This is a genomic window from Zestomonas ipomoeae (genome assembly GCF_057128665.1).
In genome coordinates, this window is sequence record NZ_JBSKHQ010000019.1 from 12,125 (window position 1) to 28,443 (window position 16,319).

A 16,319-nucleotide genomic window follows, 5' to 3' on the forward strand; every position below is an offset into this window, starting at 1 on the left:
GTGCCCGGAAAACCGAGGATTTCTATCGGAAACAAAAAGCCCGGCACGAGGGCCGGGCTTCAGGTTGGCGCCGATCGCGTCAGACCAGGTGCTGCTTGTCCAGCTCGATGGCCTTGTCCAGCGTTTCGAGCAAGCTACGGCGCACTTTTAGCTTGGTGTTCTTGTGCGCGGTCATGTTGATCTTCTTCATCTGCTGCGCAGCGGCCTTGGCGACGGGCAGCAGCTCGCCGACCGACACCACCTTGTCGAGGAAGCCGGCGTCGACCGCGCCCTGTGGGTCGAACATCTCGCCATTGATCACCGAGCGGTGGAAGGCCGACTTGCGCAGGCGGTCGCGGGCCAGCTCGATGCCCACGTGGTGCATTGTCATGCCGATCTGCACTTCGTTCAGGCCGATGTTGAACGGACCCTCGACGCCGATGCGATAGTCGGCCGACAGCAGGATGAAGGCGCCTTTGGCCACCGCATGGCCGGGGCAGGCGACGATGATCGGGAACGGGTGGGCGAGCATGCGGCGGGCCAGCGTCGAACCGGCGGCGACCAGGTCGACCGCGTTCTGCGGTCCGGAGGTCATCACCTTGAGGTCGTAGCCCCCGGAGAGAACGCCCGGCTGGCCGGTGATGATGACGATGGCCTTGTCCTGCTCGGCGCGATCCAGCGCCGCGTTGAAGGCAGCGATCACATCCGGGGAGATGGCGTTCACCTTGCCGTTGTTCAATGTCAGGGTGGCGATGCCGTCTTCGAGTTCGTAGCTGATCAGGTCGCTCATGGGCGAGACTCCTTGGGCTGAAGTGGGGCAGACGTTACTCACCCGCATCGGCCAGGTAAAGCGTCGTGACCGACCGGGCGGTCAGCTGTGGCGGCGCTTTACCGCCCGTCCCGGAAGCCGTTGCCCGCATCGACCTTGGCGAAACGCTTAAGCGCATGAATCGCCTGAAAAAAACTTTTGCCTTCGAGCAACTGTTCGGCTACATTAGCGCGCCTCGACGGACCTGACGGTCCGGCGAGATCCGGTGAGGTGTCCGAGCGGTTGAAGGAGCACGCCTGGAAAGTGTGTATACGAGAAATCGTATCGTGGGTTCGAATCCCACCCTCACCGCCAGACCAAAGACGAAAAGCCCGACCTTGTGTCGGGCTTTTTCGTTTTCGCTTCGGCTATCCCCGCTCGGGTGGTGCCTCCGCCGTTCGGCTACTACCGCCTGTGTTCTTCTGCCAAGCTCAGCCGCTGCGCAGTGCGGCTCTATATCGCCGCTTGTGTGCAACTTCGCAGGTTGCGCTGCGAATAATCCAAGACAAGTATGTTTGTTTCGCGCCATTCAATTGGCGCCATGAATTTGCACGCTGATAAGTTATAAAGCATGTCTCGTTATATTCGCTGATTACCGCACAGGACAATGTCCAATCGATTCAGCTTTTTTCGGCTTGACCAAAGGAAACAGTGATCTGTTTTCAATTATTTATGCGTTTTAGTCGCTGCGTTTAATAGGCTTGGAAGATTAAATGGTTGCTGAAATTTGTGTGTTGGTTTTATGTAAATTGCTTTTTTGCTCGCTACTCTTCTCGGCACTGCCACTGCGGTAGCAAATCCCCAATTGATCATCTTCGGCTGTGTTGGCGGTGGGGGCTGTTTTGCGCTGGGTTTCTGGTGAAATCAACGATCAATGGAGAGGAACAGCATGAGCAGAACAACGTCAGAAAAAACTTTTGGTATTGGAACGCTTTCGCTTGCCGGGCTTCTGGTAATGAGCGCGAGTTTCCAAGCCGTTGCGTTTCAAGCAACCGGTTCGGAGCCGGCTCCTTCTTTGAAAGCACTTGAAAGCGTGGCGTTGCCGAGCATGCAGCTGCCGTTCGACAACCAGGTGTTTCTTTATGGGCAGGATGCGGAGTCCTTCGACCTGGAGGGCTACCTGGCCCTCAATGCGCCATTCCTGCGCTCGAAGAGCGAACTGATATCCCATTGGAGTGGCTACTACAGCATCAACCCGAAGGTTGTGCTGACGCTGATGGAGATGAAGTCCGGCCTGCTCAGTGCTCCCAGCCGGCGGAAGCTGAAGGCGCCGTTCGGCGACCTTTCCAAGGCGCGTGGTTTCGATCGGCAACTGCAGGACGTGCTGCAGCAACTGTCCGAACGTTTCTACGGCTTCGAGGCGGGCCAGCGCACCCAATCGCAACAGCAGGACAAGATGGCGGCAGCCAGGCAGAGCACCGTGAACGGAGCCACGGCAGCTCTGGTCAGCATGCTGAAAACTCCATCGGCGCAGCAGCAAGTGGCGCCTTCCGGGCAGGTCGCCATGGCGGCGCAGGCAATGGCACTGGATGGTTTTACCCAGCAGTTCTCCAAGTTGTTCCCTGAGAACGCTGGCAAGCTGTTGGCCATGGAAGCGCAGGTACCTGTCGCGGCCATGCAGATGGTGCCGCCGACCAACATGATGCAATTGCCTTGGCGCCAGGGTTATTCGTGGCGTTCGAATGGCGCGCATTCCCATACCGGTTCGGGTTGGCCGTTGTCGTCGATCGATGTTTCTTACGATTGGCCGGGCTGGGGAAGTCCAACTTATAGCGTGACGGCTGCCCATAGCGGAACGGTCCGTGTACTTTCGAGATGCCAGGTGCGTATTACCAACCCGAACGGCTGGGCGACCAACTATTACCACATGGATCAAATTCAGGTCAGCAACGGTCAGTGGGTCACCAACGATACCAAGTTGGGTGTCTACGCCGGTAATCGAAACGCTGCATTATGCGAAGGGGGAAGTTCCACCGGTCCGCACTTGCACTTCTCGCTTTTGTATAACGGCCGCTATGTTTCATTGCAGGGTGTCAATCTGGGAGTCTTTCGTATTCAGACCGGCGCTTATAATTATGACAATTATTGCGGGCGCTTCTGGTTCTCCAACTTGAGTACCGGTGGTTACCAGTGTGCCTGGAGCCCGCTATACAACTCCGGACCGATGCGCTGATAGAAGTGGAGGCGGGCGCCGAGTCCGAGCGGTCGCCCGTTTCCACCAAGCAAATCAGGGATTGGCTTCCCTGCTCTGTGGGCTCTTGCGACTCATCGCTGCCGGGGCTTGTGCGCTTCTCGTCGTCCTTTGCCGCGAGGTCTTCGCCTGGCAAGGTCTGATCGGACGGATGATGAATGTCGACGCCTGGTGCCTGGGCGCGCTCATAAGCACCTCCTTCAATGGCGGGTCTGTTCTCTTTGCAAGGTTTTGCGCAGCAGAACGTTCCGGGCACACGGCTAAGGTTCAATACTCCTCTGCGCGTTTCGGTGGCAGCATCGGGCGGATTGTCATTCGCTCGAGGAGAGAGCATCCATGAAGACGTTGTCAGTGCTGCGCAAAGGCTGGGCCCTCACGGGTATCCCGCAGGCCACGGCGGCGCTGTCCGCGAGGATGGCCCGTCGCGGCTGGTACCTGGGCGCTGCGTTGCTTTGTCATCCCTTCCTCTTCCTTGCCTTGCTGCTGGTGCTGTGGGGGGCCAGGTACCGTGTCCTGAGCGCCACCACCCGTTTCGAAGTGGCGGCGGGCGGGGTGGGGCTTATCTATGTGCTGTTCTTCTATCTATCTCAGCTTCGCGAAACCCGGGCACGCTTGAAGATCGAGCATTCCGCGGCCTGACGCGGCTCGGCCATGGCTGCTTCGCGATGCTCGACGGTAAGATGGTTGGCGGTTTCGGCGCGCTTGCGCGCAAACCAATCTTTTTGGCCGCCGAGTAACGGATGAAACCTCTCTGGGATATTTTCTGCAGCGTCGTCGACAACTATGGCGACATTGGCGTGACCTGGCGCCTGGCCCGTCAACTGGTGGCAGAGCACGGGGTTGCCGTGCGCCTCTGGGTGGACGAACTACCGGTACTGGCTCGCTTGTGTCCGCAGATCGATCCTGCCATCGCTCGTCAGTGGCAGCGTGGGGTAGAAGTTTGCCAATGGCTCGAGCCCTGGCAAGCTGCCGATCCGGGCGAGGTGGTCATCGAAGCATTTGCCTGTCGGCTGCCTTCTGATTTCGAAAGAGCCATGGCCGCTGCGCCACGTCCACCCTTATGGCTGAATCTCGACTATCTGAGTGCGGAAGACTGGGTCGCGGGTTGCCATGGCTTGCCCTCACCGCAAGCCAACGGGTTGGAGAAGATCTTCTTCTTTCCGGGCTTCAGCGAAGCCACCGGCGGCTTGTTACGCGAGGCGGGCCTGGTTGCGCGCCGTCAGGCGTTCCAGGTCAATCGCCAGGCGCAAGTCGATTTCTTGCAGACGCTGGGTGTCGAGCCGGAGCCTGGTGCGCGGCTGGTTTCCCTCTTCGCCTACGAGAATCCGGGTTTGCCGGGTTGGCTCGATGTCCTTGCCGTCGGTGATGAGTCGACGCACCTGCTGGTGCCTGAAGGCCGTGTGCTGGGCGACCTGGAGCGCTGGCTGGGGGCTTGCGGCTTGGTGGCGGGGGATCGGTATCGGCGCGGCGCGCTCGTCGTCCAGGTGATTCCCTTTATCGAGCAGGACGACTACGACCGGTTGCTCTGGTGCTGTGACTTCAACGCGGTGCGCGGCGAGGACTCCTTCCTGCGCGCGCAGTGGGCGGGTCGGCCGCTGTTGTGGCACATCTACCAGCAAGAGGAGGGTGCTCACTGGGACAAGCTGGAGGCGTTTCTCGCGCAATACAGCGGCGGCCTGTCGCCGTCGGCTGCCGCGGCACTGCAGGCGTTGTGGCACGCCTGGAATGGCAGCGGGGACATGGCTGTCGCCTGGCCTGCGTTGCTTGCCGAATGGGCCGAGATTGCCGAGCATGCCGAGCGCTGGTGTCTGCAACAGGCATCACGCACGGATCTCGCTGCAAGGCTGGTGCATTTTTATACAAATTGGCTATGATACGGCGCTCGTTTTTTTGTTCTCTCCATCCAAATCGGATATCCGTATGAAAACCGCTCAAGAATTTCGCGCTGGCCAGGTAGCCAACATCAACGGCGCTCCCTGGGTCATCCAGAAGGCCGAGTTCAACAAGTCCGGCCGCAACAGCGCTGTGGTCAAGATGAAGCTGAAGAACCTGCTGACCGGCGCCGGCACCGAAACCGTATACAAGGCCGACGACAAGCTGGAGCCGATCATCCTGGATCGCAAAGAGGTGACTTACTCCTACTTTGCCGACCCGCTGTATGTGTTCATGGACTCCGAGTTCAACCAGTACGAAATCGAGAAAGGCGATCTCGAAGGCGTGATGACCTTCATCGAAGACGGCATGACCGATGTCTGCGAAGCCGTGTTCTACAACGACAAGGTGATTTCGGTCGAACTGCCGACCACCATCGTTCGTGAAATCGTCTATACCGAGCCGTCCGTTCGTGGCGATACCTCCGGCAAGGTGATGAAGACTGCCCGTCTGAAGAACGGTGCAGAGCTGCAGGTTTCCGCGTTCTGCGAAATCGGCGACTCCATCGAGATCGACACCCGCACCGGCGAATACAAGTCCCGCGTCAAGGCCTGATTCGCTCGCCGCGCTCGCATCCCCCGGTGGTCGCTAACGACGACCGGGCTGCAAAAAGCACAATGCCCGCATCGAATGATGCGGGCATTGTCGTTTCAGGGCTCGGCTCCGGGCGTCAGACGCCCAGCTTGTCGCGCAGGCTGTAGTACCAGGCGCCCAGGGCAGTGAAGGGGACGCGGAACAGCTGGCCCCCAGGGAACGGATAGTGCGGCAGCCCGGCGAAGGCATCGAAGCGCTCGGCCTGGCCGCGCAAAGCCTCGGCCAGCACCTTGCCGGCCAGGTGGGTATAGGTCACGCCATGGCCGCTGCAGCCTTGGGAGTAGTAGATGTTGTCGCCCAGGCGACCGACCTGGGGCAGGCGCGAGAGCGTCAGCAGGAAGTTGCCGGTCCAGGCGAAGTCGATCTTCACGTCTTTCAACTGGGGGAAGGTCTTGAGCATCTTCGGGCGGATGATTGCCTCGATGTTGGCTGGGTCGCGGGCGCCATAGACCACGCCGCCGCCGTAGATCAGGCGCTTGTCGCCGGAGAGGCGGTAGTAGTCGAGCAGGTAGTTGCAGTCCTCGACGCAGTAGTCCTGCGGCAGCAGACTCTTTGCCATCTCGTCGGAAAGCGGTTCGGTGGTGAGTACCTGGGTTCCGCACGGCATGGATTTGGCGGCGAGTTCCGGTACCAGGTTGCCGAGATAGGCGTTACCGGCGATCACGACGAACTTGGCCTTGATCCTTCCCTGGGGGGTATGTACCACCGGGTTGGCGCCGCGCTCAATGCGAATGGCCGGCGACTGCTCGTAGATCACGCCACCCAGGGACTCGACCGCGGCCGCTTCGCCGAGCGCCAGGTTGAGCGGGTGGATGTGGCCGCCGCTCATGTCCAGCATGCCGCCGATGTAACTGTCGGTATTCACCACCTCGCGGATGCCCTGGGCGTCGAGCAGTTCCAGTTGGGTATGGCCATAGCGCTGCCAGAGCTTCTGCTGCGCCTCGAGGTGACCCATCTGCTTGCTGGTGAGGGCGGCAAATACGCCACCGTCCTTGAGGTCGCACTGGATTCCATACGTGGCGATACGCTCGCGAATGATGCGTGCGCCTTCGAAAGCCATCTGCCCGAGCAGTTGTGCCTGCTTGGCACCCACGCTGCGCTCGATCACGTCTATGTCGCGGCTGTAGCTGTTGACGATTTGTCCGCCGTTGCGTCCGGATGCGCCGAAGCCGACCTTGGCTGCTTCGACGATGCTGACCTTGAAGCCGTTCTCCAGCAGGAACAGGGCAGTGGAGAGGCCGGTATATCCGGCGCCCACGATGCAGACATCGGCCTCCGCTTCGCCAGCCAGTGCGGGGCGTTCGGGGGTTGGGTTGGCCGATGCGGCGTAGTAGGACTGCGGATAGGGTGTGTTCGCCATCTTGCAACCTCTGTTTTTTATTTTTTACGAATGCGGCGATGCTACCCGACTTGGAAAAACCCGGCTAGCCCTCTGTTCAGGATATTAAACACGGTGCCGAACAACAAAAAATAAGTTTATTCAGGGGGTTAGCTGAAAAATGCTTGACACCCTGTGCGGTACCCGTAAAATGCGCGGCCATTGCAGGCACATAGCTCAGTTGGTTAGAGCACCACCTTGACATGGTGGGGGTCGTTGGTTCGAGTCCAATTGTGCCTACCAAATCCAGAAAAGGGTCGCCTAGTGCGACCCTTTTTCATTGGGCCGCTTGTCAGCGCCAAGGCGTTCTGAAAGTATCGCGGTTCTTCAATTTCCAGTGACTCCGGTCCGGTAGCGTGGCCTCAGGGCTCCTGCCATCGTTGGGCGGGTAAACCGCCGGATCGCGTACTGGCTCATCCCAACCCACGTGGCCTTTGGTAGGGGTCACCACTAGGAGAGGAGGCGCCATGCCCATCATTACTCTTCCCGACGGCAGTCAGCGTTCGTTCGATCATCCGGTATCCGTGCTTGAGGTGGCTCAGTCCATCGGCGCAGGCCTGGCCAAGGCGACCCTTGCCGGCAAGGTCAATGGCAAGCTGGTGGATGCCTGTGATCTGATCGATGCCGATGCCACGTTGCAGATCATCACGCCGAAGGACGAGGAGGGGCTAGAGATCATTCGCCACTCCTGTGCGCATCTGGTCGGCCATGCCGTCAAGCAGCTCTATCCGACGGCCAGAATGGTCATCGGCCCGGTTATCGAGGAAGGCTTCTACTACGACATCGCCTATGAGCGTCCCTTTACCCTGGAGGACGTGGCGGCCATCGAGCAGCGCATGCAGCAGCTGATCGACAAGGATTACGACGTCATCAAGAAGATGACCCCGCGCGCCGAGGTGATCGAGGTCTTCGCGTCCCGTGGCGAGGACTACAAGTTGCGCCTGGTCGAGGATATGCCGGACGAGCAGGCCATGGGGCTCTACTATCACGAAGAGTACGTGGACATGTGTCGTGGTCCGCACGTGCCCAATACGCGCTTTCTCAAGGCATTCAAGCTGACCAAGCTGTCCGGTGCCTACTGGCGTGGCGATGCCAAGAATGAGCAGCTTCAGCGTGTTTATGGCACTGCCTGGGCTGACAAGAAGCAATTGGCAGCCTATATCCAGCGCATCGAGGAGGCCGAGAAGCGCGATCATCGTCGTATCGGCAAGCAGTTGGATCTGTTCCATACCCAGGAAGAGGCGCCGGGCATGGTCTTCTGGCACCCCAATGGCTGGACGCTGTACCAGGTGCTGGAACAGTACATGCGGCAGGTGCAGCGAGAGAACGGCTACGTCGAAGTGCGCACGCCGCAGGTCGTCGATCGCATTCTCTGGGAGAAGTCGGGCCATTGGTCCAACTATGCCGAGAACATGTTCACCACCGAGTCGGAAAGTCGCGACTATGCGGTCAAGCCGATGAACTGCCCATGCCATGTGCAGATCTTCAACCAGGGCCTGAAGTCCTATCGCGAGCTGCCGCTGCGCATGGCCGAGTTCGGTGCTTGTCATCGCAACGAGCCATCCGGCGCGCTGCACGGCATCATGCGCGTTCGCGCCTTCACCCAGGATGATGCGCATATCTTCTGTACCGAGGGCCAGGTCAAGAAAGAGGCCACCGACTTCATCAAGCTGACCCTCAAGGTTTATGCGGACTTCGGTTTCAGCGACATCGCCATGAAGCTTTCGACTCGTCCTGCCAAGCGAGTGGGCTCGGATGAGTTGTGGGATCGTGCCGAGGGTGCGCTGGCCGATGCGCTGAACGAGTCCGGCCTGGCCTGGGAGTATCAGCCGGGCGAGGGGGCGTTCTACGGCCCGAAGATCGAGTTCACCTTGCGCGATTGTCTGGGGCGCAATTGGCAATGCGGCACGCTGCAGTACGATCCGAACCTGCCGGAGCGGCTGGATGCCAGCTACATCGCCGAAGATAACCAGCGCAAGCGTCCGGTCATGCTGCACCGTGCCATCCTGGGCTCCTTCGAGCGCTTCATTGGCATGCTCATCGAGCACTACGCTGGCGCCTTCCCTGCCTGGCTTGCGCCGACCCAGGCGGTGATCATGAATATCACCGACAAGCAGGCCGAATTCGCGCTCGAGGTCGAGAAAACCCTGAATCAAAGCGGCTTTCGTGCCAAGTCGGACTTGAGAAACGAAAAAATCGGCTTTAAAATCCGCGAGCATACTTTGCTCAAGGCTCCCTATCTCTTGGTTATCGGAGATCGGGAAGTCGAGACAAACTCCGTTGCCGTGCGTACTCGCGAAGGTGTCGACTTGGGCTCCATGCCCGTCGCCCAGTTCGCTGAGTCGCTTGCGCAAGCGGTTTCCCGGCGTGGTCGCCAAGACTTGGAGTAATCATTATTAAGCGTGAAATGAGACAAGATAAACGAGCTCAACCGAAAGCCCCGATCAACGAGAATATCTCGGCACGCGAGGTTCGGTTAATTGGTGCAGACGGCGAGCAGATTGGCATCGTCTCGATTGATGAAGCGCTTCGTATAGCTGAAGAAGCCAAGCTGGATCTGGTGGAAATTTCTGCGGATGCAGTACCGCCCGTATGTCGGATCATGGACTACGGCAAGCATCTGTTCGAAAAGAAGAAGCAGGTTGCTGCGGCGAAGAAGAATCAGAAGCAGGTCCAGATCAAAGAAATCAAGTTTCGTCCAGGGACGGAAGAAGGGGATTACCAGGTAAAACTACGCAACCTGGTACGTTTCCTAAGTGAAGGGGATAAGGCCAAGGTTTCCTTGCGATTCCGCGGTCGAGAGATGGCCCACCAGGAGCTGGGCATGGAGCTGTTGAAGCGGGTCGAGAACGACCTCGCCGAATACGGCGCCGTGGAACAGCATCCCAAGATGGAAGGACGCCAGCTGATCATGGTCATCGCCCCCAAAAAGCGCAAATAACCTCCAGGGCACTGGCAGGCCTTATGGTTATGTTACTAACTGAATGCGGAGTATCCGAACATGCCAAAGATGAAAACCAAAAGCGGTGCAGCGAAGCGTTTTAAAAAGACTGCTTCGGGCTTCAAGCACAAGCACGCTTTCAAGAGCCACATCCTGACCAAGATGTCCACCAAGCGTAAGCGTCAGCTGCGCGGCTGCACCCTGGTGCATCCGTCCGACGTTGCCAAGGTGGAGCGCATGCTGCGCGTTCGTTGATCCGGTCAAGATAATTAGAGGTATTACTAATGGCTCGTGTTAAGCGTGGCGTCATCGCTCGTCGCCGTCATAAGAAGATTCTGAAACTCGCCAAGGGTTACTACGGCGCGCGTTCGCGCGTGTTCCGTGTCGCCAAGCAAGCGGTGATCAAGGCTGGCCAATATGCCTACCGTGACCGCCGTCAGCGCAAGCGTCAGTTCCGCGCTCTGTGGATCGCCCGTATCAACGCTGGTGCTCGTGTCAACGGTCTGTCCTACAGCCGTCTGATCGCCGGCCTGAAGAAGGCGGCCATCGAGATCGACCGTAAGGTTCTGGCCGATCTGGCGGTGAACGAAAAAGCGGCGTTTGCTGCGATTGTCGAGAAAGCGAAAGCCGAACTGGCTTAAGTCCCCGACAATCACCGGGCTTGCCCGGTGCTGAACGTCATCAATAGGGGAAGAGCCTTGGCTCTTCCCCTATTTCGTATCTGGAGTCTGTACATGGAAAACCTGGATGCGCTGGTCTCACAAGCTCTCGAGGCCGTGCAACACACCGAAGACGTCAATGCCCTGGAACAGATCCGGGTTCACTACCTTGGCAAGAAGGGCGAGCTGACCCAGGTGATGAAGACCCTCGGGGACCTGCCGGCCGAGGAGCGGCCGAAGGTCGGCGCCCTGATCAATGCCGCCAAGGAGCGCGTACAGGATGCTCTGAACGCCCGCAAGGCCATGCTCGAGGCCGCTGCACTGAGCGCCAAGCTGGCGTCGGAGCGCATTGATGTCACGTTGCCAGGCCGTGGGCAGACTTCCGGTGGCCTGCATCCGGTCACTAGGACGCTGGAGCGCATCGAGCAGTTCTTCACCCATATCGGCTACGGCATTGCCGAAGGCCCTGAGGTCGAGGACGACTACCACAACTTCGAGGCGCTCAACATTCCCGGCCATCATCCGGCGCGGGCAATGCACGACACCTTCTATTTCAACGCCAACATGTTGCTGCGCACCCACACTTCTCCGGTGCAGGTGCGCACCATGGAGGCGCAACAGCCGCCGATCCGCATCGTATGCCCGGGGCGCGTCTATCGTTGCGACTCAGATATCACCCACTCGCCGATGTTCCATCAGGTCGAAGGATTGCTGGTGGACGAGGGCATAAGTTTCGCCGACCTCAAGGGCACCATCGAAGAGTTTCTGCGAGTGTTCTTCGAGAAGGATCTGGGCGTGCGTTTCCGTCCGTCTTTCTTTCCCTTCACCGAGCCTTCGGCGGAAGTCGACATGCAATGTGTGATGTGCAGCGGCAAGGGCTGCCGTGTCTGCAAGCAGACCGGTTGGCTGGAAGTCATGGGCTGCGGCATGGTGCATCCGAATGTGCTGCAAATGTCCGGCATCGACCCGGAAAAATACCAAGGCTTTGCCTTTGGTATGGGCGTCGAGCGCTTGGCCATGCTGCGCTATGGCGTCAACGACTTGCGCTTGTTCTTCGATAACGACCTGCGATTCCTCGCGCAATTCCGCTAGGCCGCATGCCCGTAACCGATTTCTAGGAGAAGAACAGCGATGAAATTCAGCGAACAGTGGCTGCGCACCTGGGTCAGCCCGCAAGTATCCCGCGACGAACTGGTCGCCCGCCTATCCATGGCCGGCCTGGAAGTCGACAGCGTGACGCCCGCCGCTGGCGTTTTCAGCGGCGTGGTGGTGGGCGAAGTGCTGAGCACCGAGCAGCATCCGGATGCGGACAAGCTCCGCGTTTGCCAGGTAAGCAATGGGGTCGAGACCTTCCAGGTGGTCTGTGGCGCTCCCAACGTGCGCCCGGGACTCAAGATCCCCTTTGCCATGATCGGCGCCGAGCTACCGGGTGACTTCAAGATCAAGAAGGCCAAGCTACGCGGCGTTGAATCCAACGGCATGCTCTGCTCGGCTTCCGAGCTGCAGATCAGCGATGACAGCGATGGGCTGCTCGAACTGCCCGCCGATGCACCGGTTGGCCAGGATATTCGCACCTATCAGGGGCTGGATGATGCCAGCATCGAAGTCGACCTGACCCCCAATCGGGGTGACTGCCTGTCCGTAGCCGGGCTGGCCCGGGAGGTCGGCGCGCTCTACGGCGTCCCAGTGAACCGTCCATCGATTGCCGTAGTTCCGGCTGCGCATGACGAGACGCGTCCGGTCGAGGTTCTGTCTCCCAAGGCATGTCCGCGTTATCTCGGGCGCGTAGTGCGCAACGTCGACCTGTCCAGGCCCACGCCGCTCTGGATGGTCGAGCGACTGCGCCGCTCGGATATTCGCAGCATCGATCCGGCTGTAGACGTCACCAATTACGTGATGCTGGAACTGGGTCAGCCGATGCATGCGTTCGACCTCGCAGAGATCAATGGCGGCATCCGTGTGCGCATGGCCGAAGAGGGCGAGAAGCTGGTGTTGCTCGATGGCCAGGAAGTCGCCTTGCGGGCCGATACGCTGGTGATCGCCGATCACCAGCGTGCCCTGGCTATCGCCGGTGTGATGGGGGGCGAACACAGCGGAGTGGGTAGCGCTACGCGTGACCTGTTCCTGGAGAGCGCATTCTTCGACACCATCGCGGTGGCGGGAAAGGCACGCTCCTATGGTCTGCACACCGACTCCTCCCATCGCTTCGAGCGCGGCGTCGACTGGCAGCTGGCGCGTGAAGCCATGGAGCGTGCAACTGGCCTGCTGCTCGATATCGTGGGTGGCGAACCGGGTCCGATCATCGAGGTTGCCAGCGAGGCTGAGTTGCCGAGCGTTGCGCCGGTACAACTGCGTGCCGAGCGTATCGACCAGATGCTGGGCCTGAAGATGGACGCCGCCGAAGTCGAGCGCTTGCTCGTCGCCTTGGGGCTTGGTGTTACCTGCGAGGGTGAAGGGCTGTGGCGTATCGCCGTGCCTAGCCATCGCTTCGACCTCAGCCTTGAGGTCGATCTGATCGAGGAGCTGGGGCGCTTGTATGGCTACAACCGGTTGCCGGTTCGCTATCCCCAGGCGCGTTTGGCGCCTCAGCATCGTGCGGAAGCCCAGGCCGAGCTACCGGCGTTGCGCCGCCTGCTTGTCGCGCGAGGCTACCAGGAGGCCATCACCTACAGTTTCATCGATCCCAAGCTGTTTGAACTGTTTGCGCCGGGCATCGATCCGCTCCTGCTGGCCAACCCCATTTCCGCTGACATGGCGGCGATGCGTGCTTCGTTGTGGCCGGGCCTGGTCAGGGCTGTGCAGCACAATCTCAACCGCCAGCAGGGGCGTGTTCGCCTGTTCGAAAGCGGTCTGCGCTTCGTCGGCCAATTGGAAGACCTGAAGCAAGAGGCAATGCTGGCGGGTGTCATTTGCGGCAGTCGCCTGCCGGAAGGCTGGGCCCATGGTCGAGAAGCCGTCGATTTCTACGATCTCAAGGCCGATGTCGAAGCTCTGCTCGGTTTTGCCGGTGATCGGCAGTCATTCGTCTTCATGTCGGGTGAACATCCGGCTTTGCATCCAGGGCAGTGCGCGCGCATAGAGCGTGACGGCCGGCTGGTTGGTTTCCTTGGCGCCATACATCCCGAATTGGCAAAGGCGCTGGATCTGGATCAGCCGGTTTATCTCTTCGAGCTGGTACTGGCCGAGGTCGCCCGTGGTCGCCTCCCGCAGTTCCATGAACTGTCCCGCTTCCCTGAAGTGCGTCGCGACCTGGCTCTGTTGGTTGACCGCGAGGTGGCAGCCGATGCTGTTCTCCAGACCATTCGCGAAGCCGCAGGAGAGTGGCTCACAGACCTCAGACTCTTTGACGTGTATCACGGTAAAGGCATTGATCCACATAGAAAAAGCCTGGCCGTCGGCTTGACCTGGCAGCATCCATCGCGCACTCTTAATGACGATGAGGTGAACACTACAACGCAGAACATCCTCACCTCGCTGGAAGACAGGTTCAATGCCACGTTAAGGAAATAGCGTATGGGGGCTCTGACGAAAGCTGAAATGGCCGAACGTCTATATGAAGAGCTTGGCCTGAATAAGCGGGAAGCCAAGGAGTTGGTCGAGCTGTTCTTCGAGGAAATCCGCCAGGCGTTGGAGCACAACGAGCAGGTCAAATTGTCCGGCTTCGGCAATTTCGACCTGCGCGACAAGCGTCAGCGCCCCGGACGCAATCCAAAGACCGGGGAAGAAATTCCAATCACGGCTCGCCGTGTGGTCACCTTCCGCCCAGGGCAGAAACTGAAGGCAAGAGTCGAGGCTTATGCTGGAACCAAGTCATAACGACGAATTGCCACCCATACCTGGCAAGCGTTACTTCACCATCGGTGAGGTCAGCGACCTTTGCGCTGTGAAGCCGCATGTATTGCGCTACTGGGAGCAGGAGTTTCCGCAGCTCAATCCAGTCAAGCGCCGCGGCAACCGGCGCTACTACCAGCGCCAGGATGTGCTCATGATCCGGCAGATCCGCGCGCTGCTCTACGACCAAGGCTTCACCATAGGCGGTGCGCGCCAGCGACTGTCAGGCGATGAAGCAAAGGATGACACCACCCAGTACAAACAACTGATCCGTCAGATGATTGTCGAGTTGGAAGATGTGCTCCTGGTTCTGCGAAAGTGATTGGCACTAAAAACTTCCATATTTCAGAAGGTTAATGTATAGTGCGAGCCGCTTTCGAAGCTCGAAGGTAGATGTGATAGTCGGGGCGTAGCGCAGCCTGGTAGCGCACTTGCATGGGGTGCAAGGGGTCGAGTGTTCGAATCACTCCGTCCCGACCATATACCTCAATGACTTAGCCACCTTCGGGTGGCTTTGTTATTTCTGGGGCCAGTGACTTTCCAAGTGACTGCCCTAAATTTGCCTCCTTTTCAGAATCGTCAGCGCCGGTGCGCGACTGTCGGTTGCTGACACCTTGTTGGCTGCGTCAATCAGCTGGTCCAGCTCCGCCTCAGAGTAGTGGCTGGTGATGCTCCCGTTCTTGTGGCCCAATAGGGCCTTGCGATCCTCTTCGGTTACTCCCGCCGCTCTGAGCCGTCTGCCAAACGTGTGCTTGAGGTCGTGAATCCGCAGTGATCGATAACCAGGGTGGGCTGGTGTGCCGTGGGCTTTCTCCCACTTCGCAGCAGCTCTTACCCTGGCTTTCTTCCAGGCGCTGTCGTTCATCCGGTGAACCGGTGTCGGCCCGTAGTCATCGGGCTGGCCATAGGGGAACACCCATACCGGATGCATCCCGCGCTGACCGTCGATGACACGCTTCGCCACGTCGTTCAGCACCACCAGGCGATCCTCGCCATTCTTGACGCCCGACTTCTCATGCCGCCCGCCGAACCCGTCCGGTATCAGGAACACGCTGGTGTTCAGTTCCGGAACAGCGATTTCCCAATCCCAACGCAGCTTGCACACTTCCTGCTCCCGGCACCCGGTGTTCACCTTGTACAGCGCCATGCGCTGCAGGTGGTCGGGCAGTTCGGCAAACAGCGCCGACTGCTCGTCCCATGAAATCGGGTACGGCTTCCGGCTGGCCTTCTTCTCGTTCAGCTTGGTGATCATCGGCACCGTGTCGAGCCATGGCCGCTTCTGATCATCGCGCCATTTCCTGGCACACAGGTTCAGTACGCGGATCACGCGCTCGAGCGCGATGTTGATCGTCCTGGGGCTGGCTGGCTTGCCGGTCGCCGGGTTCTGCCGGTCGTGGATGTAGGGCGCAAGCGCGTCGTCATCCACAAACGGCAACGGCAGATCACCGATATACGGGTCGAGCTGCTCGAGGTATAGCGCTGACAGCCTGATTGACGGCTGATCCTTGAAGTCCAGCAGGAACTTGGTGGCGGCCTCGCGCCAGATCTTCACCTGGCGCACGCCGTATACCTTTTCGTTCCGCTTCTTCTCCAGCAGGTGGATCAGGTACTGCTCCGCTTCTTCCCGGTCACAAGTTCCAGTGCTCTCCTGAATTCGTTCTCCTTTGTAGATTTTGTCGATCTTCCAGATGCCGTTCGGCTGCTTCTGGAGGCCGGTGATTGTCTTTCTGGCCATGGCAACTCCTGTTTGCCCTGGCGCTCGCTGCGGGGCTGATTGTTGCCCCCGGCGCCTGGGTTTTCAATTGCGGATGGTGCGAGCGCTGCATCGACCCAGGCGTCAAGCTCCTTTCGGTCGAAGCCGACGCCCTGGGTACCGATGCGAAACTCGCGGATGTTCGGCCTTACCGACCGGTTGAACTCGTTGCGGCACATGCCGAGGTAGGCGGGGGCATCCTTGGCCCTGATGATTCGCGGCTGTAGCGCGGACTGAGGCGCCACTGCTGGCG

The 16,319-nt window shown here is 59.5% G+C and carries 16 protein-coding genes and 3 tRNA genes; 16 read left to right on the plus strand and 3 right to left on the minus strand.

What is annotated here, in order from left to right; translation table 11 throughout:
• Positions 1–79: 79 nt before the first annotated feature.
• Positions 80–769, minus strand: coding sequence for a crotonase/enoyl-CoA hydratase family protein (locus ACWKV7_RS18455; RefSeq protein WP_483859163.1), 690 nt, complete (start codon positions 767–769; stop codon positions 80–82).
• A gap of 65 nt (positions 770–834) precedes the next feature.
• Between ACWKV7_RS18455 and ACWKV7_RS18460 the strand changes: the two genes are divergently transcribed.
• From ACWKV7_RS18460 to efp, 6 genes are all read left to right on the plus strand, one after another.
• Positions 835–996, plus strand: a complete 162-nt coding sequence (locus ACWKV7_RS18460) for a PAS domain-containing protein (RefSeq protein ID WP_483859164.1) — start codon at positions 835–837, stop codon at positions 994–996.
• A gap of 16 nt (positions 997–1,012) precedes the next feature.
• Positions 1,013–1,102, plus strand: a tRNA-Ser gene (locus tag ACWKV7_RS18465).
• 574 nt (positions 1,103–1,676) lie between these two features.
• Entirely contained in the window at positions 1,677–2,960 is a 1,284-nt protein-coding gene (locus ACWKV7_RS18470) for a M23 family metallopeptidase (RefSeq protein ID WP_483859165.1), read from the plus strand.
• A gap of 354 nt (positions 2,961–3,314) precedes the next feature.
• Complete coding sequence (locus ACWKV7_RS18475; protein WP_483859166.1) at positions 3,315–3,617, plus strand: hypothetical protein; 303 nt, start codon at positions 3,315–3,317, stop codon at positions 3,615–3,617.
• Between the two features lie 101 nt (positions 3,618–3,718).
• Positions 3,719–4,852, plus strand: a complete 1,134-nt coding sequence (earP, locus tag ACWKV7_RS18480; RefSeq protein ID WP_483859167.1) for an elongation factor P maturation arginine rhamnosyltransferase EarP — start codon at positions 3,719–3,721, stop codon at positions 4,850–4,852.
• A gap of 46 nt (positions 4,853–4,898) precedes the next feature.
• Complete coding sequence (efp, locus tag ACWKV7_RS18485; protein WP_483859168.1) at positions 4,899–5,465, plus strand: elongation factor P; 567 nt, start codon at positions 4,899–4,901, stop codon at positions 5,463–5,465.
• A 115-nt stretch (positions 5,466–5,580) separates the two neighbouring features.
• On the opposite strand, the gene ACWKV7_RS18490 is transcribed toward efp, so the two are convergent.
• A complete protein-coding gene (locus tag ACWKV7_RS18490; RefSeq protein ID WP_483859169.1) occupies positions 5,581–6,864 on the minus strand; it encodes an NAD(P)/FAD-dependent oxidoreductase in 1,284 nt (427 codons plus the stop codon).
• A 184-nt stretch (positions 6,865–7,048) separates the two neighbouring features.
• Here ACWKV7_RS18490 and ACWKV7_RS18495 point away from each other — a divergent pair.
• From ACWKV7_RS18495 to ACWKV7_RS18540, 10 genes are all read left to right on the plus strand, one after another.
• Positions 7,049–7,125: transfer RNA gene (locus tag ACWKV7_RS18495), tRNA-Val, on the plus strand.
• Between the two features lie 224 nt (positions 7,126–7,349).
• On the plus strand, positions 7,350–9,272 hold the full coding sequence (gene thrS, locus ACWKV7_RS18500) for a threonine--tRNA ligase (protein WP_483859170.1): 1,923 nt from the start codon (positions 7,350–7,352) through the stop codon (positions 9,270–9,272).
• Entirely contained in the window at positions 9,272–9,823 is a 552-nt protein-coding gene (infC, locus tag ACWKV7_RS18505) for a translation initiation factor IF-3 (protein ID WP_483859263.1), read from the plus strand. The genes thrS and infC overlap by 1 nt, the downstream gene beginning before the upstream one ends.
• 60 nt (positions 9,824–9,883) lie before the next feature.
• Positions 9,884–10,078: a 50S ribosomal protein L35 gene (gene rpmI / locus ACWKV7_RS18510; RefSeq protein ID WP_483859171.1), complete on the plus strand. Its 195-nt coding sequence runs from the start codon at positions 9,884–9,886 to the stop codon at positions 10,076–10,078.
• 29 nt (positions 10,079–10,107) lie between these two features.
• Positions 10,108–10,464, plus strand: a complete 357-nt coding sequence (gene rplT, locus ACWKV7_RS18515; protein WP_483859172.1) for a 50S ribosomal protein L20 — start codon at positions 10,108–10,110, stop codon at positions 10,462–10,464.
• Between the two features lie 93 nt (positions 10,465–10,557).
• Positions 10,558–11,574 (plus strand): phenylalanine--tRNA ligase subunit alpha, encoded by a 1,017-nt coding sequence (gene pheS / locus ACWKV7_RS18520; RefSeq protein WP_483859173.1) that lies wholly within the window; start codon positions 10,558–10,560, stop codon positions 11,572–11,574.
• Positions 11,575–11,613: 39 nt separating this feature from the next.
• A complete protein-coding gene (gene pheT / locus ACWKV7_RS18525; protein WP_483859174.1) occupies positions 11,614–13,992 on the plus strand; it encodes a phenylalanine--tRNA ligase subunit beta in 2,379 nt (792 codons plus the stop codon).
• Positions 13,993–13,995: 3 nt separating this feature from the next.
• Entirely contained in the window at positions 13,996–14,298 is a 303-nt protein-coding gene (gene ihfA / locus ACWKV7_RS18530) for an integration host factor subunit alpha (protein ID WP_003282572.1), read from the plus strand.
• Entirely contained in the window at positions 14,279–14,635 is a 357-nt protein-coding gene (locus ACWKV7_RS18535; RefSeq protein WP_137972021.1) for a MerR family transcriptional regulator, read from the plus strand. The genes ihfA and ACWKV7_RS18535 overlap by 20 nt, the downstream gene beginning before the upstream one ends.
• Positions 14,636–14,716: 81 nt before the next feature.
• Positions 14,717–14,793 (plus strand) — tRNA-Pro (locus ACWKV7_RS18540).
• Between the two features lie 73 nt (positions 14,794–14,866).
• Here ACWKV7_RS18540 and ACWKV7_RS18545 read toward each other — a convergent pair.
• The gene (locus tag ACWKV7_RS18545; RefSeq protein WP_483859175.1) at positions 14,867–16,048 is read right to left on the minus strand and encodes a tyrosine-type recombinase/integrase; all 1,182 of its coding nucleotides are present in this window, start codon (positions 16,046–16,048) and stop codon (positions 14,867–14,869) included.
• Positions 16,049–16,319: the final 271 nt, after the last annotated feature.